The organism is Arthrobacter sp. HY1533 (assembly GCF_027568515.1).
In the GTDB taxonomy this organism is placed as follows: Bacteria; Actinomycetota; Actinomycetes; order Actinomycetales; family Micrococcaceae; genus Specibacter.
Map to the genome: position 1 here is coordinate 1 of NZ_JANKZF010000043.1, position 25894 is coordinate 25894.

27 protein-coding genes are annotated in these 25894 nt (G+C 66.7%); 15 read left to right on the top strand and 12 right to left on the bottom strand.

Annotated elements, in window-relative coordinates:
* Nucleotides 1-255 (top strand): HNH endonuclease (locus tag PCK14_RS18695; RefSeq protein ID WP_269940030.1); only part of this gene is annotated, 255 nt, incomplete at its 5' end.
* A gap of 67 nt (nt 256-322) precedes the next feature.
* On the opposite strand, the gene glgA is transcribed toward PCK14_RS18695, so the two are convergent.
* Entirely contained in the window at nt 323-1525 is a 1203-nt protein-coding gene (glgA, locus tag PCK14_RS18700) for a glycogen synthase (protein WP_269940031.1), read from the bottom strand.
* Nucleotides 1526-1629: 104 nt separating this feature from the next.
* On the opposite strand from glgA, the gene glgC reads away from it, so the two are divergent.
* Genes glgC through pepN form a run of 5 tightly spaced genes read left to right on the top strand, consistent with a single transcriptional unit; the run spans nt 1630 to nt 8711 of the window.
* Nucleotides 1630-3036 carry a glucose-1-phosphate adenylyltransferase gene (gene glgC, locus PCK14_RS18705; RefSeq protein ID WP_269940032.1) on the top strand — a complete coding sequence of 469 codons (1407 nt, stop codon included), beginning with the start codon at nt 1630-1632 and terminating at the stop codon, nt 3034-3036.
* Between the two features lie 21 nt (nt 3037-3057).
* A complete protein-coding gene (locus PCK14_RS18710; protein WP_269940033.1) occupies nt 3058-4497 on the top strand; it encodes an SDR family NAD(P)-dependent oxidoreductase in 1440 nt (479 codons plus the stop codon).
* Nucleotides 4491-5555 carry a YeiH family protein gene (locus PCK14_RS18715; RefSeq protein ID WP_442864763.1) on the top strand — a complete coding sequence of 355 codons (1065 nt, stop codon included), beginning with the start codon at nt 4491-4493 and terminating at the stop codon, nt 5553-5555. The genes PCK14_RS18710 and PCK14_RS18715 overlap by 7 nt, the downstream gene beginning before the upstream one ends.
* A 53-nt stretch (nt 5556-5608) precedes the next feature.
* Nucleotides 5609-6082 (top strand): GNAT family N-acetyltransferase, encoded by a 474-nt coding sequence (locus PCK14_RS18720; protein WP_269940035.1) that lies wholly within the window; start codon nt 5609-5611, stop codon nt 6080-6082.
* Between the two features lie 4 nt (nt 6083-6086).
* Nucleotides 6087-8711 (top strand): aminopeptidase N, encoded by a 2625-nt coding sequence (gene pepN / locus PCK14_RS18725; protein WP_269940036.1) that lies wholly within the window; start codon nt 6087-6089, stop codon nt 8709-8711.
* 167 nt (nt 8712-8878) lie between these two features.
* Here the strand turns inward: pepN and PCK14_RS18730 are convergent, their stop codons facing one another.
* The 6 genes from PCK14_RS18730 to PCK14_RS18755 all read right to left on the bottom strand — a co-directional run bounded on the left by PCK14_RS18730 (nt 8879) and on the right by PCK14_RS18755 (nt 13330).
* Nucleotides 8879-9940 (bottom strand): lipoate--protein ligase family protein, encoded by a 1062-nt coding sequence (locus tag PCK14_RS18730; protein ID WP_269940037.1) that lies wholly within the window; start codon nt 9938-9940, stop codon nt 8879-8881.
* Nucleotides 9941-10079: 139 nt separating this feature from the next.
* Nucleotides 10080-10334: a type B 50S ribosomal protein L31 gene (locus PCK14_RS18735; protein WP_269940055.1), complete on the bottom strand. Its 255-nt coding sequence runs from the start codon at nt 10332-10334 to the stop codon at nt 10080-10082.
* A 114-nt stretch (nt 10335-10448) separates the two neighbouring features.
* Nucleotides 10449-10907, bottom strand: coding sequence for a peroxiredoxin (locus tag PCK14_RS18740; protein WP_269940038.1), 459 nt, complete (start codon nt 10905-10907; stop codon nt 10449-10451).
* 39 nt (nt 10908-10946) lie between these two features.
* The gene (locus PCK14_RS18745; protein ID WP_269940039.1) at nt 10947-11753 is read right to left on the bottom strand and encodes a TrmH family RNA methyltransferase; all 807 of its coding nucleotides are present in this window, start codon (nt 11751-11753) and stop codon (nt 10947-10949) included.
* Complete coding sequence (locus PCK14_RS18750) at nt 11750-12529, bottom strand: sulfite exporter TauE/SafE family protein (RefSeq protein ID WP_269940040.1); 780 nt, start codon at nt 12527-12529, stop codon at nt 11750-11752. The genes PCK14_RS18745 and PCK14_RS18750 overlap by 4 nt, the downstream gene beginning before the upstream one ends.
* 15 nt (nt 12530-12544) lie before the next feature.
* The gene (locus PCK14_RS18755) at nt 12545-13330 is read right to left on the bottom strand and encodes an ABC transporter ATP-binding protein (RefSeq protein ID WP_269940041.1); all 786 of its coding nucleotides are present in this window, start codon (nt 13328-13330) and stop codon (nt 12545-12547) included.
* 122 nt (nt 13331-13452) lie between these two features.
* Between PCK14_RS18755 and serB the strand changes: the two genes are divergently transcribed.
* Nucleotides 13453-14364 carry a phosphoserine phosphatase SerB gene (gene serB / locus PCK14_RS18760; RefSeq protein ID WP_269940042.1) on the top strand — a complete coding sequence of 304 codons (912 nt, stop codon included), beginning with the start codon at nt 13453-13455 and terminating at the stop codon, nt 14362-14364.
* Between the two features lie 118 nt (nt 14365-14482).
* On the opposite strand, the gene PCK14_RS18765 is transcribed toward serB, so the two are convergent.
* On the bottom strand, nt 14483-15223 hold the full coding sequence (locus PCK14_RS18765; protein ID WP_269940043.1) for an SDR family oxidoreductase: 741 nt from the start codon (nt 15221-15223) through the stop codon (nt 14483-14485).
* Between the two features lie 92 nt (nt 15224-15315).
* Nucleotides 15316-16050, bottom strand: a complete 735-nt coding sequence (locus PCK14_RS18770; RefSeq protein WP_269940044.1) for a beta-ketoacyl-ACP reductase — start codon at nt 16048-16050, stop codon at nt 15316-15318.
* Between the two features lie 189 nt (nt 16051-16239).
* Between PCK14_RS18770 and PCK14_RS18775 the strand changes: the two genes are divergently transcribed.
* From PCK14_RS18775 to PCK14_RS18790, 4 genes are read left to right on the top strand one after another with little or no spacing between them, the layout of a single operon-like run.
* On the top strand, nt 16240-16704 hold the full coding sequence (locus PCK14_RS18775) for a DUF3099 domain-containing protein (RefSeq protein WP_269940045.1): 465 nt from the start codon (nt 16240-16242) through the stop codon (nt 16702-16704).
* Complete coding sequence (locus tag PCK14_RS18780; RefSeq protein ID WP_269940046.1) at nt 16691-16945, top strand: acetone carboxylase; 255 nt, start codon at nt 16691-16693, stop codon at nt 16943-16945. Before PCK14_RS18775 ends, PCK14_RS18780 begins: the two co-directional genes overlap by 14 nt.
* A gap of 3 nt (nt 16946-16948) precedes the next feature.
* Nucleotides 16949-17842: an SURF1 family cytochrome oxidase biogenesis protein gene (locus tag PCK14_RS18785; protein WP_269940047.1), complete on the top strand. Its 894-nt coding sequence runs from the start codon at nt 16949-16951 to the stop codon at nt 17840-17842.
* A gap of 40 nt (nt 17843-17882) precedes the next feature.
* The gene (locus PCK14_RS18790) at nt 17883-18398 is read left to right on the top strand and encodes a YbaK/EbsC family protein (protein WP_269940048.1); all 516 of its coding nucleotides are present in this window, start codon (nt 17883-17885) and stop codon (nt 18396-18398) included.
* A gap of 103 nt (nt 18399-18501) precedes the next feature.
* Here PCK14_RS18790 and PCK14_RS18795 read toward each other — a convergent pair whose 3' ends face one another.
* Nucleotides 18502-20100 carry an ABC-F family ATP-binding cassette domain-containing protein gene (locus PCK14_RS18795; protein WP_269940049.1) on the bottom strand — a complete coding sequence of 533 codons (1599 nt, stop codon included), beginning with the start codon at nt 20098-20100 and terminating at the stop codon, nt 18502-18504.
* Nucleotides 20101-20250: 150 nt separating this feature from the next.
* Here PCK14_RS18795 and PCK14_RS18800 point away from each other — a divergent pair, with 150 nt between their 5' ends.
* From PCK14_RS18800 to PCK14_RS18810, 3 genes are read left to right on the top strand one after another with little or no spacing between them, the layout of a single operon-like run.
* Nucleotides 20251-20901, top strand: a complete 651-nt coding sequence (locus tag PCK14_RS18800) for a biotin transporter BioY (RefSeq protein WP_269940050.1) — start codon at nt 20251-20253, stop codon at nt 20899-20901.
* Nucleotides 20902-20945: 44 nt separating this feature from the next.
* Entirely contained in the window at nt 20946-21635 is a 690-nt protein-coding gene (locus PCK14_RS18805) for an energy-coupling factor ABC transporter ATP-binding protein (RefSeq protein ID WP_442864764.1), read from the top strand.
* Nucleotides 21635-22279 carry an energy-coupling factor transporter transmembrane component T family protein gene (locus tag PCK14_RS18810; protein ID WP_269940051.1) on the top strand — a complete coding sequence of 215 codons (645 nt, stop codon included), beginning with the start codon at nt 21635-21637 and terminating at the stop codon, nt 22277-22279. Before PCK14_RS18805 ends, PCK14_RS18810 begins: the two co-directional genes overlap by 1 nt.
* On the opposite strand, the gene PCK14_RS18815 is transcribed toward PCK14_RS18810, so the two are convergent.
* Nucleotides 22276-23484 carry a thiolase family protein gene (locus PCK14_RS18815; protein WP_269940052.1) on the bottom strand — a complete coding sequence of 403 codons (1209 nt, stop codon included), beginning with the start codon at nt 23482-23484 and terminating at the stop codon, nt 22276-22278. The genes PCK14_RS18810 and PCK14_RS18815 overlap by 4 nt on opposite strands.
* Nucleotides 23465-24838, bottom strand: a complete 1374-nt coding sequence (locus PCK14_RS18820) for a class I adenylate-forming enzyme family protein (RefSeq protein WP_269940053.1) — start codon at nt 24836-24838, stop codon at nt 23465-23467. The genes PCK14_RS18815 and PCK14_RS18820 overlap by 20 nt, the downstream gene beginning before the upstream one ends.
* Before the next feature lie 99 nt (nt 24839-24937).
* On the opposite strand from PCK14_RS18820, the gene ypfJ reads away from it, so the two are divergent.
* On the top strand, nt 24938-25840 hold the full coding sequence (gene ypfJ, locus PCK14_RS18825) for a KPN_02809 family neutral zinc metallopeptidase (protein WP_269940054.1): 903 nt from the start codon (nt 24938-24940) through the stop codon (nt 25838-25840).
* Nucleotides 25841-25894 lie beyond the last annotated feature (54 nt).

The window sequence follows — 25894 nt, forward strand, 5'->3', positions numbered from 1 at the left end:
TTCCCGGACTGCACCAGTCCGGCCACCTGGACCGAAGCCCACCACATCATCCCCTGGCAGGCAGGCGGGGAAACCAGCGTTGAGAACGGCTGCCTGCTCTGCAGCCACCACCACACCCTGCTCCACAACAGCGAATGGACCGTCGAACTCATCAACGGCACACCCTGGTTCACCCCGCCCTGGATCATCGACCACACCCAAACCCCACGCCGCAACACCTACCACCACGGCCTCACCCCACAACAACACCCCTAACCACCACAACGGAAAAGGGCCCCGATCCACAGATCGAGGCCCTCACCAACGTTAAAGCGGCAGCTTGTTACTGCTGCGGCAGAACGCTTTTGTACACTTCCAGGGTCTGGTCGACAATCGACTCCCACGAGAAGAGCTCGGTGGCGCGCTGGCGCCCCTTCTCCCCCATGGCACGTGCGCGGGCAGGATCGTTCACCACTTCAATCATGGCGGCGGCAAAGTCGGCCACAAACTTCTCCGGATCAAGCGGCGTGCCCGTCCCGTCGGTGACCTGCTCAAGCGGAACCAACAGGCCGGTCTCGCCATGGGCAACCACCTCGGGAATCCCGCCGGTTGCACTGGCCACCACTGCAGCACCGCAAGCCATTGCTTCCAGGTTCACGATGCCAAGAGGTTCGTAAATGGAGGGGCAGGCGAAAACAGTGGCGTGGCTCAGGACCTGGATCAGCTCGGCACGGGGCAGCATGCGCTCAATGACAATGACACCGTCGCGCTGCGCCTTAAGGCCTTCAATGAGTTCGTTGACCTCGGCGCCGAGCGCCGGAGTGTCGGCCGCTCCGGCGCACAGCACCAGCTGCACCTCCGGAGGAAGAGCAGCAGCCGCCTTCAACAGGTACGGCACACCCTTCTGGCGCGTCACGCGCCCAACCCACACCACGCTGGGACGATCGGGGTCAATGCCAAGCGAACGGACGACGTCGTCCTTCTCATCGCGCTGCCATGACGCCACGTCGATGCCGTTGTGGATGACCTTCACCTTGGCCGGATCAACATCAGGGTAGCTGCGCAGGATGTCCTGACGCATGCCGTCGGAAACCGCAATAATTGCCGCGGCCCCTTCATATGCCGTCTTCTCCACCCATGACGAGACGGCATAGCCGCCCCCGAGCTGTTCAGCCTTCCAGGGCCGCAGGGGCTCCAGGCTGTGCGCGCTCAACACGTGCGGGATGCCATGCAGCATCGCTGCGACATGCCCTGCCATGTTGGCGTACCAGGTGTGGGAGTGCACCAGGTCGGAACCCGCAATGGCAGGAATTACCTGCAGGTCAACGCCCAGTGTCTGGATCGCAGGGTTCGCATCGGCAAGCTCGGGGAGATTGTCATAGCTGGCCACGGTGGCGCCATGAAAATCTATTTCCCGCTCTTTTCCAAATGCATGGACATATAAATCAACCTTCGCTGCCAGGACACGGCTGAGCTCGGCAACATGCACACCGGCCCCTCCATATATTTCGGGCGGGAACTCTTTTGTCACAATGTCTATACGCACAGTCCCAAGGTAGTCTGTCGGAACAATTTTGTTCTACTGTGAAGTTGTTGTGACCCGCATTTGGCACAACGAAGTGCATTACTCGAGCTGTCGGAGGTTGGATCATGTCAGTTAAGAAAGTTCTGGCGATCGTATTAGCAGGCGGTGAGGGCAAGCGTCTGATGCCCTTGACAGCGGACCGCGCTAAACCAGCCGTACCCTTTGCAGGTTTTCGGTTGGTCGATTTCGCATTGTCAAATCTGGCAAATTCCGGATATTTGAAAATTGTTGTATTGACACAATACAAGTCTCATAGTTTGGACCGTCATATTTCAGAAACATGGCGTATGTCCACCCAACTTGGCAACTACATTGCAACCGTTCCCGCCCAGCAACGACGCGGCAAGAGCTGGTTCCTTGGCAGTGCAAATGCCATCTTCCAGTCCATGAACCTCATTGGTGACGCCGAACCCGACATTGTTGTCGTGGTGGGCGCTGACCACGTGTACCGCATGGACTTTGAACAAATGGTCCAGAGCCACATTGCATCCGGTGCCCGGGCAACGGTTGCCGCCGTTCGGCAGCCGCTGGAGATGGCAGACCAGTTCGGCGTCATCGAGGTGGACAACGCCGAGGTCCCCGGGGCCATTGGTGCCCACAGGATTTCCGCCTTCGTGGAAAAGCCTGAGTCCACCCCCGGCCTGCCCGACGCCCCGGACAAGTTCCTGGCATCCATGGGCAACTACGTCTTTGACACCGATGCCCTCATTGAGGCGCTGGAGTTTGACGCGGCCAAGAAGGACACCAAGAACGACATGGGCGGGGACATCATCCCCTACTTCGTGGAGCGCGATGAAGCGTTTGTCTACGACTTCACCACCAATGACATCCCTGATGCCACTGACCGGGACCGCAACTACTGGCGCGACGTGGGGACCATCGACTCCTACTACGACGCCCACATGGACCTCATCTCCACGATGCCCATCTTCAACCTGTACAACCGTGCCTGGCCGCTCTTCACGCGCAGCACCACCTCGCCGCCGGCCAAGTTTGTCCGGGGCGAACACAACTCGATCGGCGCCGCGCTGGATTCCATCGTGGCCCCCGGCGTAGTTGTTTCCGGTGGCGTGGTGGAAAACTCCGTGCTCTCGAACGATGTGTACGTGGGCACTGGCGCCCGCGTCCAGGCCTCCGTGCTGATGGACAAGGTCACGGTTGGCCCCGGTGCCGTGGTGCGCCGGGCCATCATTGACAAGAACGTCAAGATCCCGGCCGGCGCCACCATTGGCGTGGACCACGATCTGGACCGGGCACGCGGCTACACGGTCACCGAATCCGGCCTGACGGTCCTGAGCAAGGGCCAGATTGTTCCTGTCCCCGACGAAGCGGAAATTGCCCTCTCACGGGTGGCCGCCGCGGAGATGCCTGAGGCATTGGCACTCGCAGTGGCAAAGGATGAGATCAGGGCTGAAACCGTCAACCAGGCGGTGGAAAACCAGCTCTCGGCCATCGAATCAGTGACTTCCTAGCGAAGCCGCTAGCATTGTTGGGTGACTGACCCAGAGCTGACCCCCGAAGAAATCCAGAACTGCATCAAGGTTTTGGAGAGCATCCACGTATTTGACGAAGAACATCCTGACTATGTGGCCGTCCGACGCGCCACCGGAAAGATGTTCAAGGCGGTCAAGCGCCACCGCCGTGTAGTCAAGCGTGATGCCATCAACGAGGCTGACAGGGCTGTCATCGCCAAGACCGCCACGGCGGCCCCCGACCGCATCGACGATGAGACCCGGGGCAACAAGCTCAAGCCGTCAACCACCGGCGACACGGCGGGGACGCTCCTGCGTCCCCGCCCCTGCTACATCTGCAAGCAGCCGTACACCCAGGTGGATGCGTTCTACCACCAGCTGTGCCCGGAATGCGCTGCCTTCAACCATTCAAAGCGCGACGCGCGGACCGACCTGAGCGGCAAGCGCGCCCTGCTCACTGGCGGCCGGGCAAAAATCGGCATGTACATTGCCCTGCGCCTGCTGCGCGACGGCGCCCACACCACCATCACCACCCGCTTCCCCAAGGACGCCGCGCGCCGCTTTGCCGCCATGGAAGACAGCTCGGAGTGGCTGCACCGCCTGCGCATTGTGGGCATCGACCTGCGCGACCCCACCCAGGTGGTGGCCCTGACGGACTCCCTCAACGAGGCCGGCCCCCTGGACATCATCATCAACAACGCGGCCCAGACGGTCCGCCGCTCCGGCAACGCCTACAAGCCCCTTGTGGACGCCGAGCTTGAGGAATTGCCCAGCGACGTGCCCATGCCCGAGCTGGTCACCTTTGGCCATGCCCACGACAAGCACCCCCTGGCCCTGGCCACCCAAATGATGGAGCACCCGCAGCTGGCCGGCGACGAGATTGCGGCCCTGGCCCTGTCCATGGGCTCCGCCTCGCTGGAGCGCATCGAGGCCGGCACCGCGATCGACGCCGGCGGCCTTGTCCCCGACTTGGCCACCATCAACAGCTGGACCCAGGTGGTTGACCAGGTGGACCCGCTGGAAATGCTCGAGGTACAGCTGTGCAATGTCACGGCACCCTTCCTGCTGGTTTCCCGGCTGCGTCCGGCCATGAAGGCCTCCGATGCCCGCCGCAAGTACATCGTCAACGTTTCCGCCATGGAGGGCCAGTTCTCCCGCGCCTACAAGGGTCCGGGACACCCCCACACCAACATGGCCAAGGCAGCGCTGAACATGCTGACCCGCACCAGCGCCGGCGAAATGCTGGAAGAGGACGGCATCCTCATGACCGCCGTGGACACCGGCTGGATCACCGATGAGCGCCCGCACTTCACCAAGGTCCGGCTGGCCGAGGAGGGCTTCCATGCCCCCCTCGACCTGGTGGACGGTGCAGCCCGCGTCTACGACCCCATCGTCATGGGCGAATCCGGTGAGGACCAGTACGGCGTCTTCCTCAAGGACTACAAGCCGAGCCCCTGGTGACCTCCACGCTGCGCAAGCTGGCCCCCGGGCTGATTGCCGCCTTCGCAGCGGTGGCCGTCTCCCTCCTGGTCCACAGTGTTGTGCCGATGCTGCCCGCCATGACCATCGCCGTCGTGCTGGGCATTGCCGCCGTCAACCTCCCCGGCACCAGCCAACTGTGCCAGGGGCCCTGGCGGGCCGGGCTGAACTTCGCGGGCAAGCACATGATGCGCGTGGGCATTGTGTTCCTGGGCCTCAAGCTGAGCCTGGGCGACATCATGGACCTGGGCTGGCTGAGCGTTGGCCTGGTGGTTGCCGTGGTCCTGCTCAGCTTCGCCGGCACGTATGCGCTGGGCAAGCTGTTCAGGCTCGACGGCGACATGCCCCTCCTGATTGCCACGGGCTTTTCGATCTGCGGGGCGTCGGCCATTGGCGCCATGGCCGCAGTGCGGGGCACCAAGCACGAGGACACGGTGCTTCCCGTGGCGCTCGTGACCCTGTGCGGCACCCTCGCGATTGGTGTGCTGCCGCTGCTCATGGGTCCGCTGGGGCTGACACCCCTGCAGTTTGGCCAGTGGGTGGGCGCAGGTGTCCATGACGTGGGCCAGGTGGTGGCAGCAGCCCAGACCGCCGGGCCGGTGGCCCTGGCCGCCGCCGTGGTCATCAAGCTGACCCGCGTGGTCATGCTGGCCCCCATGGTGGGCGTGGCAGGCGGCCTGGAGCGTCGGCGCCACACCCGCACACTGGCGCGGGAGCAGGCCGAGCACCTGGCCTCGGGACAGCCTGCAAGCACTGTTGCCGGACCCGCCCCCAAGTTCCCGCCCGTGGTTCCGCTGTTCGTTGTGGGATTCCTGCTCATGGCCACGCTGCGCACCACCGGCTGGCTGCCGGAAACCGCCATCGAAGCGGGTGCCCTGGCCCAGGACATTGCCCTGGGCGCCGCGTTGTTCGGCCTTGGCTCAAGCGTGCGCATCCGTGAACTGCTGGCCACCGGGATGCGGGCAACCGCCATGGCCCTGTGCGCCTGGGTGTTGATCGCCGCCTTGGCGTTTGCCGCCGTCCACTTGATGGCCGGGTAGTTCTTTCCGGGAAAGCCGTGGTCTGGCCCGGCACACCGTGGCATGATCGTGGCATGGTCGAGATCTTGGTCAGGCGGCTGCTGCCCGGCGACGAGGCCGCCGCCGCAGCCATGGTGGCCACCATGACCGGTGTCTTCGAGGAGGCCAGCGAAACACTGCCCGCGGACTACCTCGGCAACCTTCTGCGCAGTGGTTCCTTCTGGGCCATCGCGGCATTTGACGGCGCCGATGTTGTCGGCGGGCTCACGGCACACACCCTGCCCATGACACGCTCCCCCTCCTCGGAGATCTTCATCTACGACCTGGCCGTGCGCGCGGACCACCAGCGGCAGGGTGTCGGGGCCCGGCTCATGCAGGAGTTGGGCAGGGCTGCAGCGGAGCAGGGCATCACGGAAATATTTGTTCCGGCCGACAACGAGGACACAGGCGCACTGGAGTTCTATCTGTCACAGGGCGGCATCCCGCAGCCGGTCACCTTCTTCACGCTCCCGCCGGATCGGCCCGTCGCCGGTGCCGTGATTGAATGAAACGGTGTCCAATGAGAATCTTCGGCGCGATGAAGCCGCCGCCCGTAAATCGCTAGTTTCCATCCACCACCACGACGTTGTGCTCGACCTGGGCCGCGCAGCTGACCTCTCCTCCCCCGGGTTCCCCACCCGCAGCACCATCGCCTTCTCGGCCATGGTCCCGGCCGGCGGAACGGCCGCAACCTTCCTGGACTTCATCGGCCCCAGCGTTGAATCGATTGTCCTGAACGGCCGGGCCCTGGACCCCGCCGAAGTGGTGGACGGCGCCCGCATCCACCTGCCCGGCCTGGCCGCCGAGAACGAGGTGGTGGTCAATGCGACGGCCGCCTACTCGAGCAGCGGCGAGGGACTGCACCGCTTCGTTGACCCAGCGGACGGGCAGGTCTACACGTACACACAGTACGAGCCGGCCGACGCCCGCCGCGTGTTCCCCAACTTTGAGCAGCCCGACCTCAAGGCCCCCTTCACCTTCCACGTCACAGCCCCACAGGGCTGGGAGGTTGCCTCGAACCAGTCCGTGTCCGCCCGCAACGAAGCGGCAGGCAGCTGGGACTTTGCCCCCACCCTCCCCATTTCCACCTACATCACCACGGTGCTGGCCGGCCCCTACTTCAAGGCCGAGGACCACTTCTCCATGGCGTTCGGTGCAGTCAGCGCCCACGCCGGCCAGGTGCTGGACATTCCGCTGGCCGCCTACTGCCGGGCGTCCCTGGCCCCGCACTTTGACGCCGATGAAATCTTCAAGGTGACCAAGGCGGGCCTGACGTACTTCAACGAACTCTTTGACCACCCGTACCCGTTCGGCAAGTACGACCAGGCGTTCGTGCCCGAATACAACCTGGGCGCCATGGAAAACCCCGGGCTGGTCACCTTCACCGAAAACTACCTGCATGCCTCGCGTGCCACCGACACCGCCTACCAGCAGCGTGCCAACACGATCATGCACGAGATGGCGCACATGTGGTTCGGCGACCTCGTCACCATGAGCTGGTGGGACGATCTCTGGCTGAAGGAATCGTTCGCCGACTACATGGGCCATCTGGCCGTCGCCGAGGCCACCGCGTGGGGCGGAAAGTCCTGGACGCTGTTCGCCAGTCGCCGCAAGGCCTGGGCGTATGTCCAGGACCAGCTGCCCACCACGCACCCGATCGTGGCCGACATCCCGGATCTCGAGGCCGCCAAGGCCAACTTCGACGGCATCACCTATGCCAAGGGCGCCTCGGTCCTGAAGCAGCTCGTGGCCTACGTTGGCCAGGAGGCGTTCATCGCCGGCTCGCGCCGCTACTTCGCCGAACACGAGTATGGAAACACCACGCTCAACGATCTCATTGTCCCGCTCAGCGAGGCCTCAGGACGCGAACTGGGCGGCTGGGCCGCGCAGTGGCTGCAGACCTCCGGCATGTCCACCCTGGCACCCGTCCTCAGCTCCGAGGCAGGCACCCTCACCTCGCTGGCCATCCGGCAGGACGCCGTGGACCCCGTCACCGGCCTGCCCGCCCTGCGCGCGCACCGGCTCTCGCTCGGCTTCTTCAACCACGACGGCGGAGCCCTGGTCCGCACGAACTCGATCGACCTCGACGTGGCCGGCGACGTGACGGAGGTGCCCGCCGCGGTGGGACTGCCGGTTCCGGCGCTGCTGCTGGTCAACGACGGTGACCACAGCTATGCCAAGGTCAGGCTCGACGCCGGATCCCTCGCCACCGCGCTGGCGTCCGCCGGCACGGTGGCCGATCCCCTGGCCAGGAGCCTGGTGTGGTCGGCCCTGTGGAACGCCACCCGCGACGGCCTGCTGCCTGCACCGGTATACATCCAGGCAGTTGTGGACCACGCGGGAGGGGAGGCCGACACGAGCCTGCTGCAGACCCTGGCCGACAACGCCGCCGCCGCCCTGGAGCACTACTGCCCGGCCACACGACGCCCGGATACGGCGGAACTGCTGCGTGCCGGCGTCGAACACCACCTGGACCAGGCCGAAGCCGGAAGTGACGAGCAGCTTGTCTGGGCACGCGCCATGGCCGGGCTGGGCCGGGGCAGCGATGCAGTGTCGCCGTGGAGCCGGGCATTGCTGGCCGGAACGCAGGTGCCCGCCGGCCTGGTGGTGGATGGCAGCCTGCGCTGGCTGCTGTGGCAGCAGCTGGCCGCCCGCGGCGCGGCCTCCATGGAGGAGCTGGATGCGGAGCTGGCGGCCGACACGACGGCCGAGCACCGGTCCAGCCACTGCGCGGCAGTTGCCGCGCTGCCCGACGCCGACCTCAAGCGGCAGCGCTGGGCCGAGGCGGTGGACGGCACGGAGCTGAGCAATGAGTTGCTCGGTGCCACGATCAGCGGATTCATGGTGGGCGGCAAGGAACTGTTGGCGCCCTATGTGGAGCCGTACTTCGGCATGATCGAACGGACCTGGGAGGCCCGAAGCCTGGAAATTGCCGGGCGCATTGTGCGCGGACTGTTCCCGGCCACGCAGGACCTCGAGGCCGGCATGGCACCTGAATCACACCCGGTCCTGCTGCGCACCGACGCCTGGCTGCAGGGCAACCCCGACGCCGCCGCTGGGTTGCGCCGGATCGTCCTGGAACAGCGTGACCAGTTGCACCGGGCGCTTGCCGCCCAGGCGGCGGGCGCAGGGGCCTAGGCCATTCTGGTCCGGTCCTCCACGCGGCGGACCGGACCAGCCGGACCGGCCGGGCCAGACCGGCCGGGCAAGACCGGCCGGGCCAGACCGGCCGGGCCAGACCGGCCGGGCAAGACCGGCCGGGCCAGACCGGCCGGGCCAGACCGGCCGGGCCGGCCCCTGGACAGTCAGGGAATCCGGTGGAGCCATTCCTCGGTGCCGAACTTGGCCTCGACCCGGCGGGCGGCTTCGGCCAGGGTGGTCTCGCTCAGGACCGCCGGGTGGGTGCTGTAGCGGCCGGCAAAGGTGGCTGACATGCGCTCCAGAATTTCCCCGCGGGACAGCCCGCTTTGGCGCCGCAGCGGGTCCACGCGCTTTTTGGCCGAGCGCGTGCCCTTGTCGGAGAGCTTTTCCTTGCCGATGCGCAAAACTTCGACCATCTTGTCGGCGTCGATGTCGTAGCTCATGGTCACGTGGTGGAGCATGCCGCCGTTGCTGAGCCGCTTCTGCGCGGCACCGCCGATCTTGCCCTGCTCGGTGGCGATGTCGTTGAGCGGGATGTAGAACGCCTGGATGCCCATGGACTCCAGCGCCGCCAACACCCATGCGTCCAGGAACTTGTAGGAGTCCTCGAAGTTGAGCCCGTCAACGAGGGTCTGCGGCAGATACAGCGAATAGGTGATGCAATTGCCGGCCTCCATGAACATGGCGCCGCCGCCGGTTATCCGCCGGACCACGTTGATGCCGTACTTCTCCACCCCGGCGGGGTCCACCTCATTGCGCACCGATTGGAAGCTGCCAATCACCACCGACGGCTCCTCCCAGTCCCAGAAACGCAGGGTCGGGTTGCGCAGGCCGGCCCCGACCTCCTCGGTCAGAACCTCATCCAGGGCCACGTTGAGGGCCGTGGGCAGGACGGTGGGTGCGATGATGTCCCATTCGTGGTCAACCCAGCTGCTGGCCCGGGTCAGGGCGCGGCGCACGGTGATGGCCACGGCCTGGGCGGAGAAGCCAAAGAGGACGGCGCCAGGTGGCAGGGCGGCGGTGACGGCGTCGGCAATCCCGGCTGCGGGGAGGTCGGCGGGAAGGCCGTTGAGGGCCGCGTTGATGTCCTCGAGGGCCTCGTCGGGCTCCAGGAAGAAGTCGCCGCTGACGCGCACTCCTGCCAGGTGGCCATCGTGGACGGACAGGTCCACCACCACCAATTTGCCGCCGTGGACCTTGTATTCACCGTGTAGATCTGTAGCCATTGCTCCATCTTCCCCTTCCGCGGCTCCCCCGCGCAAAACCGCACCCTTAAACAACTGGCCCGCAGCCGGCGGCCAGAAGCACAGTTGAACTGTGGTTCTCGCCGCCGGCTGCGGGCCGGCAAAACATTGGAAAGAAGTGTTACTTCTTGCCGAAGCCTGCGAAGCGGGCGTTGAAGCGCTCGACACGGCCGGCGCTGTCCATGATGCGCTGCTTGCCCGTGTAGAACGGGTGCGATTCCGAGGAGATTTCCACGTCGATGATGGGGTAGGTGTTGCCGTCTTCCCACTCGATGGTCTTGCTGGACGTCGCGGTGGAACGCGTCAGGAACTTGGTGCCCGAAGCCAGGTCGTTGAAAACGATTGCTTCGTACTTGGGGTGGATGCTCTGCTTCACTGTCAACCTCGAAATGATACCGCCTGGTTTTTGCCAGACTGATGAATGATATGGCCTTGCGGACCAGCTAGAAACTCTACCGGTTCACACCCTCATTCGCCAAGCCGGGGCGGATCAGGCCAGCTGCGCCAGGGCCGTCATGGCCTGGTCTGCATGCAGCTCCATGTTTGTTTCGCTGGCGACGGCGAAGCGCAGCACCTGCTGCCCGTCCACGATGAAGGTGGCCCGCTTGGTGGGCAGGGACTTGGCGAGCAGGCGCCGCTTGACCCCGAACAGATCCGCCACCTCGCCCTGCGGATCGCTGAGCAGGGGGTAGTTGAAGTTGTTTTTGGTGGCGAAGTCCAGCTGCCGGGCCACGGAATCGGTGCTGATGCCCACAATGGACGCCCCTGCGGCCTGGAACTCGGCCTGCAGGTCACGGAAGTGGCACGCCTCCTTGGTGCAGCCCCCGCTGCTGGCCAGCGGGTAGAAGAAAATCACCAGGGGGCCGTTCGCCGTCAGCTCCGAGAGGCTGCGCGGGGTGCCGTGCTGGTCGGCCAGGGTGAAGTCGGGCACTTTCGTTTCAATCTTCATGCCTCCACCCTACCCGCGCTGGTTACCGGCCGGTATTTGTCAGCTGCGCGGCCCGGTGGCGAAGAAGGCCACGGCGCTGGCGGCCGCCACATTGAGCGAGTCCACGCCGGCGTGCATGGGGATCATGACGGTGTGCTGCGATGCGGCGAGGGTTTCCTGACTGAGCCCGTAGCCCTCGCTGCCAAGGATGAGTGCCAGCTTGTCGTCGTTGCGGGCCGCGAGTTCATGGATGGTCAACGAGTCCGGCTCCAGGGCAAGTGCCGCCGTCGTGAATCCGGCGTCATGGAGCCCATCCAGGCTGCCCGGCCCGTCCGGCAGGCGCGCCCAGGGAATCTGGAAGACGGCACCCATGCTGACACGGATGCTGCGCCGGTACAGGGGGTCCCCGCACCGCGGGCTGATCAGGACCGCATCGATGCCAAGTGCGGCGGCGGAGCGGAAGATGGCGCCAATGTTGGTGTGGTCGCTGATGTCCTCGAGCACGGCCACGCGGCGCGCGCCGGCCAGCAGTTGCGGGACAGTTGCCGGTTCGGGGCGGTGCATGGCAGCCATGGCCCCGCGGTGGAGGTTGATGCCTGTGATTTCCTCGAGCATTTCCCCCGTGCCCACATAGGCGGGCACCCCGGGGTGGGCATCAATCAGGTCCTGCACTTCGGGCAGCCGCTTCTCCGAGACAAAAAAGGACCGCGGCAGGTGGCCGGCGGCAAGGGCCCGGCGCAGCACCTTGGGACTTTCTGCAATGTACAGGCCCTCGGCAGGCTCCTTGGCCTTGCGCAGCTGGACGTCCGTCAGGGAGACGTAGTCGCTGACGCGGGGGTCGGCGGCTGTTTCGAGGTGGATGATCATGCGGCAACCAATTTCTGGATCATGAAGAACAGGGCCACCAGGCCCAGGGTGACGATGACGCTGCGCAGGACCAGGGGCGGGAGCCTGCGGCCGATCCGGGCACCCACGAAGCCGCCCACGAGGGAGCTGACGGCAATGAGGCCCACCACGGCCCAAATGATTTTCTCCGGCGCGAACAGCAGGTAGGAAATGGCAGCAACAACGTTCACGCTCAGGGCCAAGACATTCTTGACGGCATTGGCGTTTTGCAGCGTCCCGGACATGAAGATGCCCAGGATCGCCACGAGCAGCACACCCTGCGCCGCAACAAAGTACCCGCCGTAGACGCCTGTCAGGAACACCAGCAGCACCATGAGCGCGTCATGCGAACGCACGGTGGGCGCGGCATCACGGCGGGCCTTGATGGCCTTCTGCAGCCGCGGCTGGAACACCACAAGGGTCAACGCCAGCACAATCAGCACCGGCGCGGCGATGGAGAACACCGATTCGGGCAGGTGCAGCAGCAGGTAAGCGCCGGTGATGCCGCCGAGGATGGACGCCGGCATGAGCAGCAGCAGGTTGTGCCGCATGCCGCGCAGCTCCCGCCGGTAGCCCCAGGTGCCCGAGACTCCCCCGGCAATCAGGCCCATGGCGTTGCTGACCACGGCCATGACCGGGGCAATGCCCAGGGCAATCAGGATGGGGAAGGTGACCAGGGTGCCGGAGCCGACCACCGTGTTGATGGTGCCGGCCCACAGCCCGCCGAGCAGGATGAAGAGGGAGTCCAGGAGGTTCACGGGCAGGGGTGTGCGCTAGTGGCGTGCGGTGGCCGTGTAGCGGCCTGCATTGGTGGTGACAGCCAGGGGCAGCCCGAAGGTTGCGCTGAGGTGTTCCTCGGTCAGCACGTCCGCGATGGGGCCCTGGGCCACCACTCCGCCGTCGCGCAGCAGCAGTGCGTGCGTGAAGCCCGGGGGAATTTCCTCCAGGTGGTGGGTGACCAGCACGGTGCACGGCGCCATGGGGTCGGCGGCCAGTTCGCTCAGCCGCTTGACCAGGCCCTCGCGGCCAGCCAGGTCCAGGCCGGCGCCGGGCTCGTCGAGCAGCAGCAGTTCGGGGTCGCTCATGAGTGCACGGGCAATCTGCACGCGCTTGCGCTCACCGTCGCTGAGGGAAGCAAAGGGGCGGTTGAAGAAGGTGGAGACGCCCCACTCCTCCAGCAGGCCGAACGCACGGCGTTCGTCGCCGCGCTCGTAGGCCTCGCGCCAGCGGCCCGTGACGCCGTAGGACGCCGTGACAACCACGTTCAGGACCTTTTCGTGTTCCGGGATCTGGTGCGCCAGGGCCGCGGAGGCGACGCCGATCCGGGGACGCAGCTCAAAGACGTCGACGGCGCCCAGCACCTCGTCGAGGATGCCCGCCACGCCGCGGGTGGGGTGCATGCGTGCACCGGCAATTTGCAGCAGCGTGCTCTTGCCCGCACCGTTCGGGCCAAGCACCACCCAGCGCTCACCCTCCGCCACACGCCAGTCGACGTTGTCCAACAAGGTCTTGGTGCCGCGGACAACGCTGACACCGGCCAATCCCAGAACTTCACTCATAACCATTGAGCCTAGGGCACCGGGGGCGGCCAACGCCAACCTGCACAAGGTGGTGACGCGGGCGCGTCCACGCCCGAGTCCACGGTGGGCGCGGGCGCCGCCCCTTCGCTAGAATGCATTTCATGCCCTCCACATACACCGCAGTCAGTTATGGCCAAAAACTCTCCCCCGCCGACCTCGAGCAGATCAGGGAGGCCCTGACCGGCCACGGCTGCACCATTGCCTCCGAACGCAGCGAAACGCACCCCGGATTTGATGCCGCCGTGTTTGAGCTGGGCTGGCTGGCCATGAACGGCAACGACGGCGAACGGCTCGCCCTCCTGCGCAAGGCGCTCTCGGCGGTGGGGGCGGAGAACGCAAGCACCGCCGTCGTGCCCGACTCGCTGCGCCGCGCGGAACGCAAGTTCATCATCATGGACGTCGATTCCACCCTCATCCAGCAGGAGGTCATCGAGCTGCTGGCGGCCCATGCCGGCACCGAGGCAGAAGTGGCGAAAGTCACCGAGGCCGCCATGCGCGGAGAGCTCGACTTCGCCGAGAGCCTGCACCACCGCGTGGCCACGCTGGCCGGCCTGCCCGTCAGCGTCCTGGAGGAAGTGGGAGCCAAGATCAAGCTGTCCATTGGCGCCGAGCGGCTCGTGGCCCAGGCCAAGGCCGCCGGGCATGTCGTGGCGGCAGTGTCCGGCGGGTTCTCGCAGATCCTGGCGCCGCTGGCCGAGCGCCTGGGCTTGGACTACGCACTGGCCAATGACCTGGAGATTGTTGACGGGCACCTGACGGGCAAGGTTTCCGGCGCCGTGGTGGACAGGGCCACGAAGGCTCGCCAGCTGCTGGCCTGGAGTGCCGCCGAAGGAATTGCCCGGGAAGCCACCATGGCCATTGGCGACGGCGCCAACGACCTTGACATGATGGATGCCGCCGCCCTGGGCGTGGCCTTCAATGCCAAGCCCGCCGTGCGTGCGGCCGCAGACGCGCAGATCAACCTCCCCAACCTGGACGTGGCACTGGTCCTGGCCGGCATCCCGGTCGAATAGCCGGGGCCTGAACGGGCCTGACGGACCTGGAATTCCGCCTCAACGACAATCGCTCCCCCACTTTTGGTGAGGGAGCGATTGTCGTGTTTCACCCCATGTTGTGAGGGAGGGTTGCGGGCTACTTGAAGGAGCCCGCGCCGCCCACGTATTCGGTGTGGCCGGAGGGCACGTCGGCCGTGGCCATCGTGGCGATCTCGGCGGCAAACTCGGCCACGGAGTACAGGCGGCCTGCTGCTTCACGGCGGGCCTCGATGGCGCCGGGGTTGGCCCGGTCCAGGAGGGTGGCCGTCACGGTGCCTTCGATCATGTCGCCGGAGACCACAACCAGGGAGACATCCTCTGCGGCAAGGTTCGGGATGAGGGCGCGCAGGGCGTCCTCGCCGGCGCGCTTGCTGCGGGCAACAGGCTCGTACTCGGGCATGGTGGGCACGGTTTCAATGAAGTGCGCCTGGTGGCTTGTGACAAACACCACGCGTGAACCGGGGGTCAGCACGGGCAGCGCCGCGTTGAGCAGGTTCACCTGGGCGTCGCGGTTGAGCTGGAGGGCGTAGTCCTCGGCCATGCCGCTTTCCATGCCGCCCGAGGCGTTCAGGACAACCAGGTCAAGGGAACCGAAGTTCTCAATGGCGGCGCTGACCAGGGCCTGCACGCCTTCCTGGGTGGTCAGGTCCGCACCCACGGCCACGGCGCGGCCGCCGGCCTCCTGGATCTGGGCCACCACCTTGTTGGCGCGGGGCGCCTTCTGGCGGTAGTTGACCACAATGGCTGCGCCTTCTGCGGCCAGGAACTTCGCCACATCGGCGCCAACCCCACGTGAGGAGCCGGTGACAATGGCTGTCTTTCCGTCAAGCTTTCCCATGAAACTTCCTTAAATCCGGTTCAGGGCAGATACTGCCCCATTACGTGAAATCCTATCGGTGCCCGGCATTACTGCCGAGTACAGTGCAGGGCCTAGTGGCCCATCCCGAGTCCGCCGTCGACCGGGATGACGGCGCCGGAGATGTAGGAGGCCTCGTCGCTGGATACCCAGCGCACCACGTTGGCCACTTCCTCCGCGGAGGCAAAGCGGTTGGCGGGAATGGAGGCGAGGTACTGCTTCTGCGTGGCCTCGGGCAGCTCGGCCGTCATGTCGGTGCTGATGAAGCCGGGGGCCACCACGTTGGCGGTGATGCCGCGTGAGCCCAGTTCGCGGGTCAGCGAGCGGGCAATGCCCACCAGGCCGGCCTTGGAGGCGGCGTAGTTGATCTGTCCTGCGGAGCCGAACAGGCCCACGACGGAGGAGATCAGGACCACGCGGCCCTTGCGCAGGCGGATCATGCCCTTGGAGGCTCGCTTGATGACGCGGAAGGCACCCGTGAGGTTTGTGTCGATGACCGAGGTGAAGTCGTCCTCGCTCATGCGCAGCAGCAGGGTGTCCTTGGTGATGCCGGCGTTGGCAATGAGCACCTCGACGGGGCCGTGGGCGGCCTCAACTTCGGTGAAGGCGGCATCGATCGAGGCTGCGTCGGTGACGTCGGCCTGCACTCCCAGGATGCCCTCGGGCAGCTCCGACGGGCTCCTGTACGTCACTGCCACCTTGTCGCCGTTGGCCAGGAAGGCCTTGGCGATGGCCAGGCCAATTCCTCGGTTGCCGCCGGTGACCAGGACGCTGCGGCCCTGACCCTCTGCCCCTGCTGGTGCACTCATGTATTCCTCCAATAAGACAAAAGATTGGTCAACTGGTGTCCGGGCAGCGAATATCTGCCGAAGCGGCGCGCAATGCCGCGCGGATCACCCTTGGTTTACGAATCCTACGGTGAAAGGGGCGCGGGCACACAGTTTGCTTTTGGTTGTGCAACCCCGCAGTGACAGAATGGGAAGGTCCCTTGGAGTGTGATGAAACAGCAATCAGCCATGCCGAACTTCGGTGCCGGAGGGCGCAGCAGGCGCCCCCGCAAAGCCCCTCCCGAAGAAGTTGTATCCATCACCAACGCCGCCGAGGCCCACAGTGAGGAAATGCGCCACCGGATGGTCAAGTACGCCATCACGATGGGCATCCGCATGGTGTGCCTGGCCGCCATTTTCCTGTTTGACGGCTGGTACAAGCTCATCCCCGTCGTGGGCGCCGTGGTGCTTCCCTGGGTGGCTGTGGTGATCGCCAACGGCGGCTCCGACATTACGCACCGCGAAACCGTTGACCTCCTCGATGAGGCACCCCGCTACGCCGTCACGGAGGGCCCGGAGGGAGCGGCCGACGGCGGCCCCGCCGAAAGCGAGGTCCTCACCGGGGAAATCGTCCCCGACACGGCTGATGAAACCGAAACAGGCCAGCAGGAAGAGCCCCGCCATGAACATCCTTGACATGCTCCCGGGCGACGGCGGGCAAGGCCCGGAACAGCCGGCCGATGCCATCTGTTCGCGCAAGGGGTGCCGCGAAAGCGCCACCATGGCACTGCTGTGGAACAATCCCAAGATCCACACAGCCGAGCGCCGTAAGATCTGGGTGGCATGCCCCGGGCATGTCGAGTGGCTCGAGGACTACCTGAAAAGCCGCAGCCTGTGGAAGGCGACCCAGCCCTTGAGCCCTAAGGATTCCGCGTAGTTCATGAAGACGTACAAATTTCTGTTCTCCAGCCGGTGGCTGGGCTACTTTGTGGTGGCAGTGGTCTTTGCCGTGGCCTGCGCCGCGCTGGGCAACTGGCAGATGAACCGGCGCAACGCCGTCGTGGAAAACATTGCCAAGATTCAGCAAAATTACTCCGGCGAAATCGTCGACTACGCCAACGCGGCGGCGAACTTTGACTCCCTGGACCCCGCCCGGGAATGGACCCAGGTGCGCATGACCGGCACCTACCAGACCGAGGATGAGCGGATCGTGCGCAACCGCCCGCTCAACGGCGCGCCCGGGTATGAGGTGCTGGTTCCGCTGACGCTGGAGAACGGCGACACCGTCATCATCGACCGCGGCTGGCTGCCCATCGGCTACAAGGAGCCGGGCCATCCGGACACCGTCCCGCAGCCCGAGACCGGCCAGGTGACGGTAGTTGCCAGGCTCAAGCCGGCCGAACCGAAACTGGACCGCAGCGCACCCGAGGGCCAGCTGGCCTCCATTGAACTCAACGACTACGCGGCGCAGCTGGACTACCCCATCAAGACCGGCGCCTACGGGCAGCTGGCCACCGAATCCCCCGCGGCCGCGGTCAACCCCGTGCCGTTCCCCGCCCCGTCCATCGACGAGGGATCGCACCTGAGCTATGCCCTGCAGTGGATTGCCTTCGGCATCCTGGCGTTCGTGGGCTTCGGCTACGCGGCCCGCATGCAGCGGCGCAACGATGAGTTTGACGAGCTCGAGGCCGCCGAGTCCGGCGTCCCCGTCGAGGAGCTCTACGGCCGCGGCTCGGCGTTCCATCCCCGCAGGCTTACAAAGGTGCGCAAACCCGGCGCCCGGCCCACTGCCGAGGAAGCCGAGGACGCGCTCCTGGACTCGCAGGGGTTCTAGAACCGCCTGCCCGTGTGGGGATTGTCATAGACTTGCCGTTGTGAGCCACGAAACAAAACTCCCCGAAGCCCCCGCATCCGCCGAGCAAACCGCAGACCCGGTGGTGGAAAATGTGCGCGCGGCCCTGCTCGCGGCGGGCCTGCCCGACACTGTCATTGTGGTCCCGGACTCCGTGGCAACGGCAGCCACCGCCGCCGCCGTGCTGGGCTGCGACGTGGGGGCCATTGCCAACAGCCTCATCTTTGAATGCGGCGGCGAGCCCCTGCTGATCCTGGCCAGCGGTGCCGCCAAGGTTGATGTGAAGCTCGTGGCGAGGCTTCACGGGCTGCCCAAGATCACCCGCGCCACCCCGGACTTTGTGCTCCGGCACGCCGGCCAGGCCGTGGGCGGCGTTGCGCCCCTGGGGCACCCGGCCCCGATCCGCACCTTCCTGGACACGGACCTGGCCCAGTTCCCCGTGCTGTGGGCGGGCGCGGGCAGCCACCAGGCCATGCTGTCGGCCAGCTACGGCGAGCTTCTGGAAAAGACCCGCGCAACGGAAACGCCCGTCCGCTGACCCCAACGGGGCAGAGAACGGGCGTTGATTCGGCAGGAGGGCGCTGGGCCCACGCGCCCGAGGGCCCCAGAGCGATCTTGCGAGCTCTGGGAGGGCGTGGGGATCAGGCCAGCGTGATGAGGTCCAGGTAGTCCGGGTTCCAGAGGTCCTCGTCGCCGTCGGGCAGCAGGACCACGCGCTCGGGGTCGAGGGCCTCAACGGCGCCCTCGTCGTGGCTGACCAGCACCACGGCGCCCGTGTAGTTCTTCAACGCCCCGAGGATCTCCGCACGGCTGGCGGGGTCCAGGTTGTTGGTGGGCTCATCGAGCAGCAGCACGTTGGCGCTGGAAGCCACGATCGTGGCCAGGGCCAGGCGTGTCTTCTCGCCACCGGAGAGGACCCCGGCCGGCTTGTTGACGTCATCGCCCGAGAACAGGAACGAGCCAAGGATGCCGCGCACCTCGGCGTCGTTCATGTCGCCGGCCGCTGAACGCATGTTCTCCAGCACCGTGCGGGTGACATCCAGGGTGTCGTGCTCCTGGGCGTAGTAGCCAACCTTCAGGCCGTGGCCGGGGATGATCTTGCCGGTGTCGGGCTGGGACACCCCTGCAAGCATGCGCAGGAGCGTGGTCTTGCCGGCACCGTTGAGGCCCAGGATGACCACCTTGGAGCCGCGGTCGATCGCGAGGCTGACGTCCACAAAGATCTCCAGGGATCCGTAGGACTTGGACAGGCCCTCAGCCATGAGCGGGGTCTTGCCGCAGGGCGAGGGATCCGGGAAGCGCAGTGCCGCCACCTTGTCCTGGGCCCTGACCTCTTCAAGTCCGGCCAGCAGGCGCTCGGCGCGCTTGGCCATGTTCTGGGCCGCAACGGCCTTGGTGGCCTTGGCGCGCATCTTGTTGGCCTGGTCCATGAGGACGCCGGCCTTCTTCTCGGCGTTGGCGCGTTCCCGGCGTCGGGCGCGTTCGTCGGTTTCGCGCTGTGCCAGGTACTTCTTGTAGCCAAGGTTGTACTGGTCGATCGTGGCCCGGTTGGCGTCGAGGTGGTAGACCTTGTTCACGGTGGCATCCAGAAGTTCAACATCGTGGCTGATCACGATCAGGCCGCCGTTGTGGCTCTTGAGGAAGTCCCGCAGCCAGGCCACGGAATCCGCGTCAAGGTGGTTGGTGGGTTCGTCAAGGAGCATGGTCTGCGCGCCGGAGAACAGGATGCGGGCAAGTTCCACGCGCCTGCGCTGGCCACCGGAGAGGGTCTTCAGCGGCTGGTTCAGGATCCGCTCGGGCAGGGCCAAGTTGGAGGAGATGGAGGCCGCCTCGGCCTCGGCTGCGTAGCCGCCGTTGGCCAGGAACTCGACCTCGAGGCGGTCGTAGCGGCGCATGGCCTTGTCGCGCACGGAGTTGTCTTCGCTGGCCATGTCGGCCTCGGCCTTGCGGAGCTTCGTGATGACCTTGTCCAGGTCGCGGGCGGAGAGAATCCGGTCCTTCGCGAGCTGTTCCATGTCAGGGGTGCGGGGATCCTGCGGCAGGTAACCAATCTCACCCGTGCGGGTGACCTTGCCGCCGGCGGGGAGGCCTTCCCCGGCCAAAACACGGGTCAGGGTTGTCTTGCCGGCACCGTTGCGGCCCACCAGGCCAACCTTGTCACCCTTGTCGATGCGGAATGATACTTCGTCCATGAGCAGCCGAGCTCCTGCACGTAACTCAAGGTCTTGGACCGATATCAACGTAGTAACCTTTCACGTAAGTGGGTAAGTGCCGCGAAACGATTCTCCCCCAGCGGAGAAGACTTGCGTTGAACAACCTGTCCAGTCTAACGAGGTTCCAGGGCGGCGAAAATCCCGGCACCACAAAACTCTAGGGAAAGACCACAAACCATGACTGATCCACGCCCGGTGGGTGAGACCATCACAACACCCGTCACCGTCAACGGTGACACCCCTGCACAGCTGGCCACCCCTTCCCGCCGGAAGCGCTGGGGCGCCATGGACCTGTCCCTCATCGCCGTGTTCGCAGCCCTCATGGCCGCATCCATCGCCGTCCCCGGCATCAACGTGGGCGCACTGGGTGTGCCGATCACCCTGCAGACGCTTGTGGTCTGCCTGTGCGGTCTGGTCCTCGGATTCGGCCGCGGCACTGCCGCCGTGGGGCTGTACATCCTGCTGGGCCTTGTGGGACTTCCCATCTTCAGCGGCTTCCGCGCAGGGCCCGCAGTGCTGGCCAGCCCGTCCGCCGGATACATCATCGGCTTCATCTTCGGCGCAGCCGTTGTGGGGCTGCTCGCCACGCTGGCCGTGCGCAGCCGGTGGCGTGCCGCGGCCCTGTTCGGCGCCGCACTGGCCGGCACAGTGGTCATCCACATCAGCGGGATCATCGGCTTCCTCATCAAGGGCATGGGCCTGCAGGCCGCCATCGCTGCGGATGTCATCTTCCTGCCGGGCGACATCATCAAGAACGTCATCGCCGTGCTGATCGCCCTGAGCCTGCACCGCGCGTTCCCCGACCTGCTGGTGCGCCGCCGCAAGTGAGCACCGCAACTCCCGGCAGCACCCCCCTGCACAACAGCATTGTCCTGGCTGGCGCCGGCGTCACCCTTGAACCGGCTGATCCCCGCAACCAGCAGCCCAAGCGCATCCTGTCCCCGCTGACACTGACTCTGGAAGAGCCGCGCATTGCCGTCATCGGCGCCAACGGTTCGGGCAAGTCAACCCTGTTGCGCCTGCTCAACGGGCTCGTGCTGCCTTCCGAAGGCACAGTCCATGTGAACGGCCACAGCACGCAGGCAGCCGTTGGGGCGGTGCGCCGCAGCGTGGGCTTTGTGTTCACCGATCCGCTCTCGCAACTGGTCATGCCCACGCCACTGGAGGACATTGAGCTGTCCCTGCGCCGGCAGAAGCTCGGCAAGGCGGCGCGGCGGGAGAAGGCCCAGGCCATCCTGGCTGCCTACGGCCTGGGGCACCTGGCCGGGAGCAGCATCTACGAGCTCTCCGGCGGGGAACGCCAGCTCACGGCATTGGCCACAGTGCTGGCCGTGGCCCCCGACATCCTGGTACTCGACGAGCCCTCAACCCTGTTGGACCTGCGCAACACCAGGCTCCTCATGCAGCGCCTTGAGGCCCTCCCCCAGCAGCTCATCATGTCAACGCATGACCTTGCCCTGGTTTCGGGCTTTGACCGGGTTTTGGTAATTGACAATGGTGCCCTGGCGTTCGACGGCGCACCCGGGGAGGCCATTGCGGCCTACCTCCGGCTGGTGGATTAGTGCGCGGCCAGGCCTTCCTGGTGGCCGCGCATGTTCCCGGCTCCTCCCCCGTCCACCGGCTGCCGCTGGCCGCCAAGGCCCTGCTGCTGCTGGCCGTCGCCGTCCTGTGCCTGGCCTCGCCGGCGGTGTCCGTCGCGGCCGGGGCCGCCGTGACGACGGCGGTGCTTGCCGCGGTTGCCGGCGCCCACTTCCTGGCTGGCCTGGGCTGGGGGCGGATGTGGCGGGCCGTGCGCATGATGCTCATCTTCCTGGTGCTGATTGCCGGCTACCAGTGGTGGCAGAACGGGCCGTGGGTGGCTTGGCAGGTGGTGGCCGCGATTGTGGCCACGGTGCTGGCCTCCAACATCCTCACGTCCACCACGCCCGTGGATGAACTCCTGGACGGCCTGGCCGCGCTGGTCCGCCCCTTGGAACGCTTCGGCGCGGACCCCGAGCGTTTCTCCCTCACTGTGGCCCTGATGCTGCGCAGCATCCCATTTGTCATTGGCGCCTTTGGCGATGTGCGCGACGCCGCCCGCGCCCGCGGCCTTGAACGCAACTTGCTGGCCCGATCGCTGCCCGTGGTCATTGCCACCGTGGCCTACGCCCGTGCCACGGGTGAGGCCCTGGCCGCCCGCGGCCTGGGTGAGCCGGAGGACGGCTAGCCTTCCCGAAACGCCGCCCAGCGGAACTGGGCCGAGATGCCCATGCCGCCGGCCATGCTGACCATGGCCACGGCGTCCTGCGGCACCGGCCCTCGCGCCGAGCCGGCACCCAGGCCGGCCAGCCGCCTGGCCCGGGCCAACAGCCTGGTCACCAGCACGGCCCCCGACGCACCGTAGGGATGCCCCAGGGCCAGCGCACCCCCGTCGTGGTTGAACAGGGCGGGGTCAACGCCCAGGAGGTCGGCCACGGCCAGGACCTGGGCGGCGAACGCCTCGTTGAACTCCACCAGTGAAGCCCCAAGCCCGGCCCCGGACAGGCCCGTGCGGGCCATGAGGTCCCGGGTGGAATGCGCCGCTCCCACGCCCAGGAGATTGGGGTCATTGCCGGCCACGGCGCTGTCGCGGAACACGAGCCCGTCTGCGGCCATGCCCCTGGCCCGCTCGAGCGAGGTCACCAGCAGCACCGCCGCCCCGTCGCTGTAGGGGCAGGAGTTGCCCGCCGTGACAGTGCCGCCGTCCACAAAAGCGGCCGGGAAGCGGGCCATGAGTGCGGGGGTGAGGTTGGCGCGCGGGCCCTGGTCGGCAGCCAGTCCGGCAAAGGGCACTGTCTCCGTGGCGAAGCGGCCTGCCGCGGCCGCTGCCACGGCGCGGGCGTGGCTTGCCAATGCGTAGGCGTCCTGCCGTTCCCGGCTGATGCTGTAGTGGGTGGCCACATTCTCGGCGGCCGTGCCGGCGTCGGGGTCCCCCGTGGCCAGGGGCGCAAACTGTGCCCGGTCAAAGAATTCAAGGGAGCCGTCCGCCGCACGGTGTGCACGGGCCGGCGCGGTGCTGATGCTCTCCACCCCGCCTGCCACGTACGTGTCACCGGCACCGGCCTGGATCAGCCGGCAGGCAAGGACCACGGCCTCCAGCCCTGATCCGCACTGCCGGTCAACCGTCAGGCCGGGAACTGACTCCGGCAGCCCTGCCGTGAGTGCGGCCAGCCGGGCCACGTTGCCTCCGCCGCCCGTTGCATTGCCCAGGATGACGTCGTCAATCGTGGCGGGGTCGACGCCGCTTGCGTCAACCAGCGCGCGGATGGCGGCGGCACCAAGCTCGTGGGCCCGGTGGCTGCGGTAGGGCCCGCCGGCCTTGGCCGTGGGCAGGCGCCTGGCCTCGATGACCACGGCGGTGGTGGCAGGCGTGCTATCGGATGCGTCGTGCACGGGGATCCCCCTCTTGTATCCACTGGGCAAAGAGCCTGCGGCTTGGCTTTCCGCTGCCCGTGAGCGGCAAGGTGTCCAGGGCATACCAGGCAGTGGGCCGGTGCCCGGCGGGCAGGGCCTGGGCGGCCTTGCGGCAGGCTGCAAGCACCGCGTCAGCTTCCGCTGCGCCGGGGACCACGATGCCCGCTGCGAGCAGCTGGCCGCGCCGGGAGTCGGGGACGCCTGCCACCATGATGCCGCACTGCACGGCGGCAGCCAGTGCGGACTCTACCTCGTGGGGGTAGACGTTGGCCCCCGCCGTGACCACCATGTCGCCTGCCCGGCCGGCCACGTGCAGCACGCCGTCGGCGTCGAGGCATCCTTGGTCGCGCACTGTGAACCAGGCGGCCGGGTCCGTGCCCGTTCCGCCGACGCTGCCGAACGCCAGCCCGTCGTCGCCCCAGGCGTAGCCGCCGCAGATGTACGGGCTCCGGACACAGATGTCGCCCGGTGTCCCGGCCGGCAATTCCGCCCCGCCGGGGCCGCGAATGCTCAGCTCCACGCCGGGGAAGGCCACACCCACGCCGGGTGCCCCGGCGTCGCTGGAGGCTGCCACGAAGCCCAGCTCGGCCGCGCCGTAGTACTGCTGGATGTCTGCCTGCGGCGCCCAGCGTCTGACCAGGTCAAGGGTTTCCGGCCCGAGCGCAGAGCCGGCGCAGACAATCTGGCGCAGCGCCGACCCTCCCCGCCCGGTGGCCAGTCCGCGTGACGCGATGAGCTCCAGGACGGTGGGCACCAGCACGAGCCGGGTGGCCCCGTGGCGGTCCATGGCGTCCAGGGCGGCATCGGGGGTGAAGTGCAGCAGGGCAACAAAGGTGCCGCCGGCGTGGATGGACTCCCCCAGGGCGTAGAGGTTCATGCTGGCGGCCAAAGGGCCGGGGGCAAGGGTTGTGCAGCCGGTCTCGACCCCGAAATGCCGCGTGCTCTGGATGAAGGACTCCCGCCAGGATTCCGCGGACCGGACGAAGGCCTTGGGCGTGCCGCTGGTTCCGGAGGACAGCCCCAGCAGGAAGGGCCGTTCCGCTGAGCCGCCGCCGGCCCAGGCGGCCGCCGCCTCGGCCAGCTTGCGCCGCACCTCGTCCGGCCAGCCGGCATCGAGCACCATGGCCGTGCGGCCCTGCAGCACGGCGGCGCAGAACTTTGCTGCGAGGCCCGTGCCGGTGGGCTCGTCGATGATTGACACGTGGCCGCCGGCAGGGGCAAGGCCGGCCTCATGCAGGAGTTCCGAGAAGGAGAGTGCCTGCTCCCCCACAATGACGGCGGCCTGCTGCGGGCGCGCGGCAGCCCAGTGCTGGAGCTGGTTGATGAATGGCATTGCCTACATGGTAGATGAGGATGGGCAGCAGCTGCCTGCCGGGGCACACGCGGCAAGGGCTTCATGTCTGCCGGGCGTGGCAGGCGGTACCCTGTAGCCATGACTTTTAATGAAGGTGCGCGGCTTGATCCGTCGCAGGCGGAAGACCGCAGGGGCGGCGGCATGGGCCGCGGCGGCAAGGTGGGCCTGGGGCTCGGCGGCGGCATTGTGGTGCTCATTGGTGCGCTGCTGGGCATCAATCCGGACATGCTGTCCTCGCTGTTGGGCGACACCGGCAGCCAGCCTGCCATCGAGCAATCCTCCGGAGCCGGCCTGGCGAGCTGCCAGACCGGACAGGACGCCAACGAGCGCCTGGACTGCCGCATCCTGGGCACGGCCAACTCACTCAACAGCTTCTGGCCCGGCTACCTCAAGGAATACGGCGTGGGCTACTCGGTCCCCAAGACCGTCATCTTCACCGGAAGCGTCAGCACGGCCTGCGGTCAGGCCACCTCCGCCGTTGGCCCGTTCTACTGCCCCGGCGACAACAAGGCCTATTTTGATCCCGACTTCTTTGCCCAGCTGGAAACCGACTTCGGCTCCTCGGGCGGCCCGTTGGCCCAGGAGTACGTGGTGGCCCACGAGTTCGGCCACCACGTGCAGAACCTGACAGGGACCATTGGCAAGGCCCAGCAGGGTTCCAAGGGTGAACAGTCGCTGGCCGTCCGCACCGAACTGCAGGCCGATTGCTACGCCGGCATCTGGATGCGCTACGCCTCGTCCCAGCCGGCGCCGGGCAGCAGCCAGCCATTCCTGAAAGCGTTGACCCAGAAGGACCTCAACGATGCCCTGTCCGCCGCGTCCTCGGTGGGCGACGACAGGATCCAGCAGGCTGCCACGGGCCGCACCAACCCCGAGTCCTGGAGCCACGGCTCGAGCGCACAGCGCCAAAAGTGGCTGTACACCGGCTACCAAACCGCAGACTTGGCAGCCTGCGACACCTTCGCCGCCCCGAAGGTCTAGGCAAGCGCAAAGACGAAAACCCGGGTCTCGACAGGCTCGACCACCGGTGGTCGA

Bases quoted from the DNA above. Each gene is read 5' to 3' on its own strand.
- PCK14_RS18745 (WP_269940039.1), bottom strand. From the start codon at position 11,753: ATGATCATCCACCTCGAAACAGCCGCCGACCCCCGCGTCAGCGACTAC.
- PCK14_RS18800 (WP_269940050.1), top strand. From the start codon at position 20,251: ATGACTGATCCACGCCCGGTGGGTGAGACCATCACAACACCCGTCACC.
- ypfJ (WP_269940054.1), top strand. From the start codon at position 24,938: ATGACTTTTAATGAAGGTGCGCGGCTTGATCCGTCGCAGGCGGAAGAC.
- PCK14_RS18780 (WP_269940046.1), top strand. From the start codon at position 16,691: ATGAACATCCTTGACATGCTCCCGGGCGACGGCGGGCAAGGCCCGGAA.
- PCK14_RS18730 (WP_269940037.1), bottom strand. From the start codon at position 9,940: ATGGCTACAGATCTACACGGTGAATACAAGGTCCACGGCGGCAAATTG.
- PCK14_RS18720 (WP_269940035.1), top strand. From the start codon at position 5,609: ATGGTCGAGATCTTGGTCAGGCGGCTGCTGCCCGGCGACGAGGCCGCC.
- PCK14_RS18820 (WP_269940053.1), bottom strand. From the start codon at position 24,838: ATGCCATTCATCAACCAGCTCCAGCACTGGGCTGCCGCGCGCCCGCAG.
- PCK14_RS18740 (WP_269940038.1), bottom strand. From the start codon at position 10,907: ATGAAGATTGAAACGAAAGTGCCCGACTTCACCCTGGCCGACCAGCAC.
- serB (WP_269940042.1), top strand. From the start codon at position 13,453: ATGCCCTCCACATACACCGCAGTCAGTTATGGCCAAAAACTCTCCCCC.
- PCK14_RS18775 (WP_269940045.1), top strand. From the start codon at position 16,240: ATGAAACAGCAATCAGCCATGCCGAACTTCGGTGCCGGAGGGCGCAGC.
- PCK14_RS18785 (WP_269940047.1), top strand. From the start codon at position 16,949: ATGAAGACGTACAAATTTCTGTTCTCCAGCCGGTGGCTGGGCTACTTT.
- PCK14_RS18755 (WP_269940041.1), bottom strand. From the start codon at position 13,330: ATGAGTGAAGTTCTGGGATTGGCCGGTGTCAGCGTTGTCCGCGGCACC.
- PCK14_RS18770 (WP_269940044.1), bottom strand. From the start codon at position 16,050: ATGAGTGCACCAGCAGGGGCAGAGGGTCAGGGCCGCAGCGTCCTGGTC.
- glgC (WP_269940032.1), top strand. From the start codon at position 1,630: ATGTCAGTTAAGAAAGTTCTGGCGATCGTATTAGCAGGCGGTGAGGGC.
- PCK14_RS18765 (WP_269940043.1), bottom strand. From the start codon at position 15,223: ATGGGAAAGCTTGACGGAAAGACAGCCATTGTCACCGGCTCCTCACGT.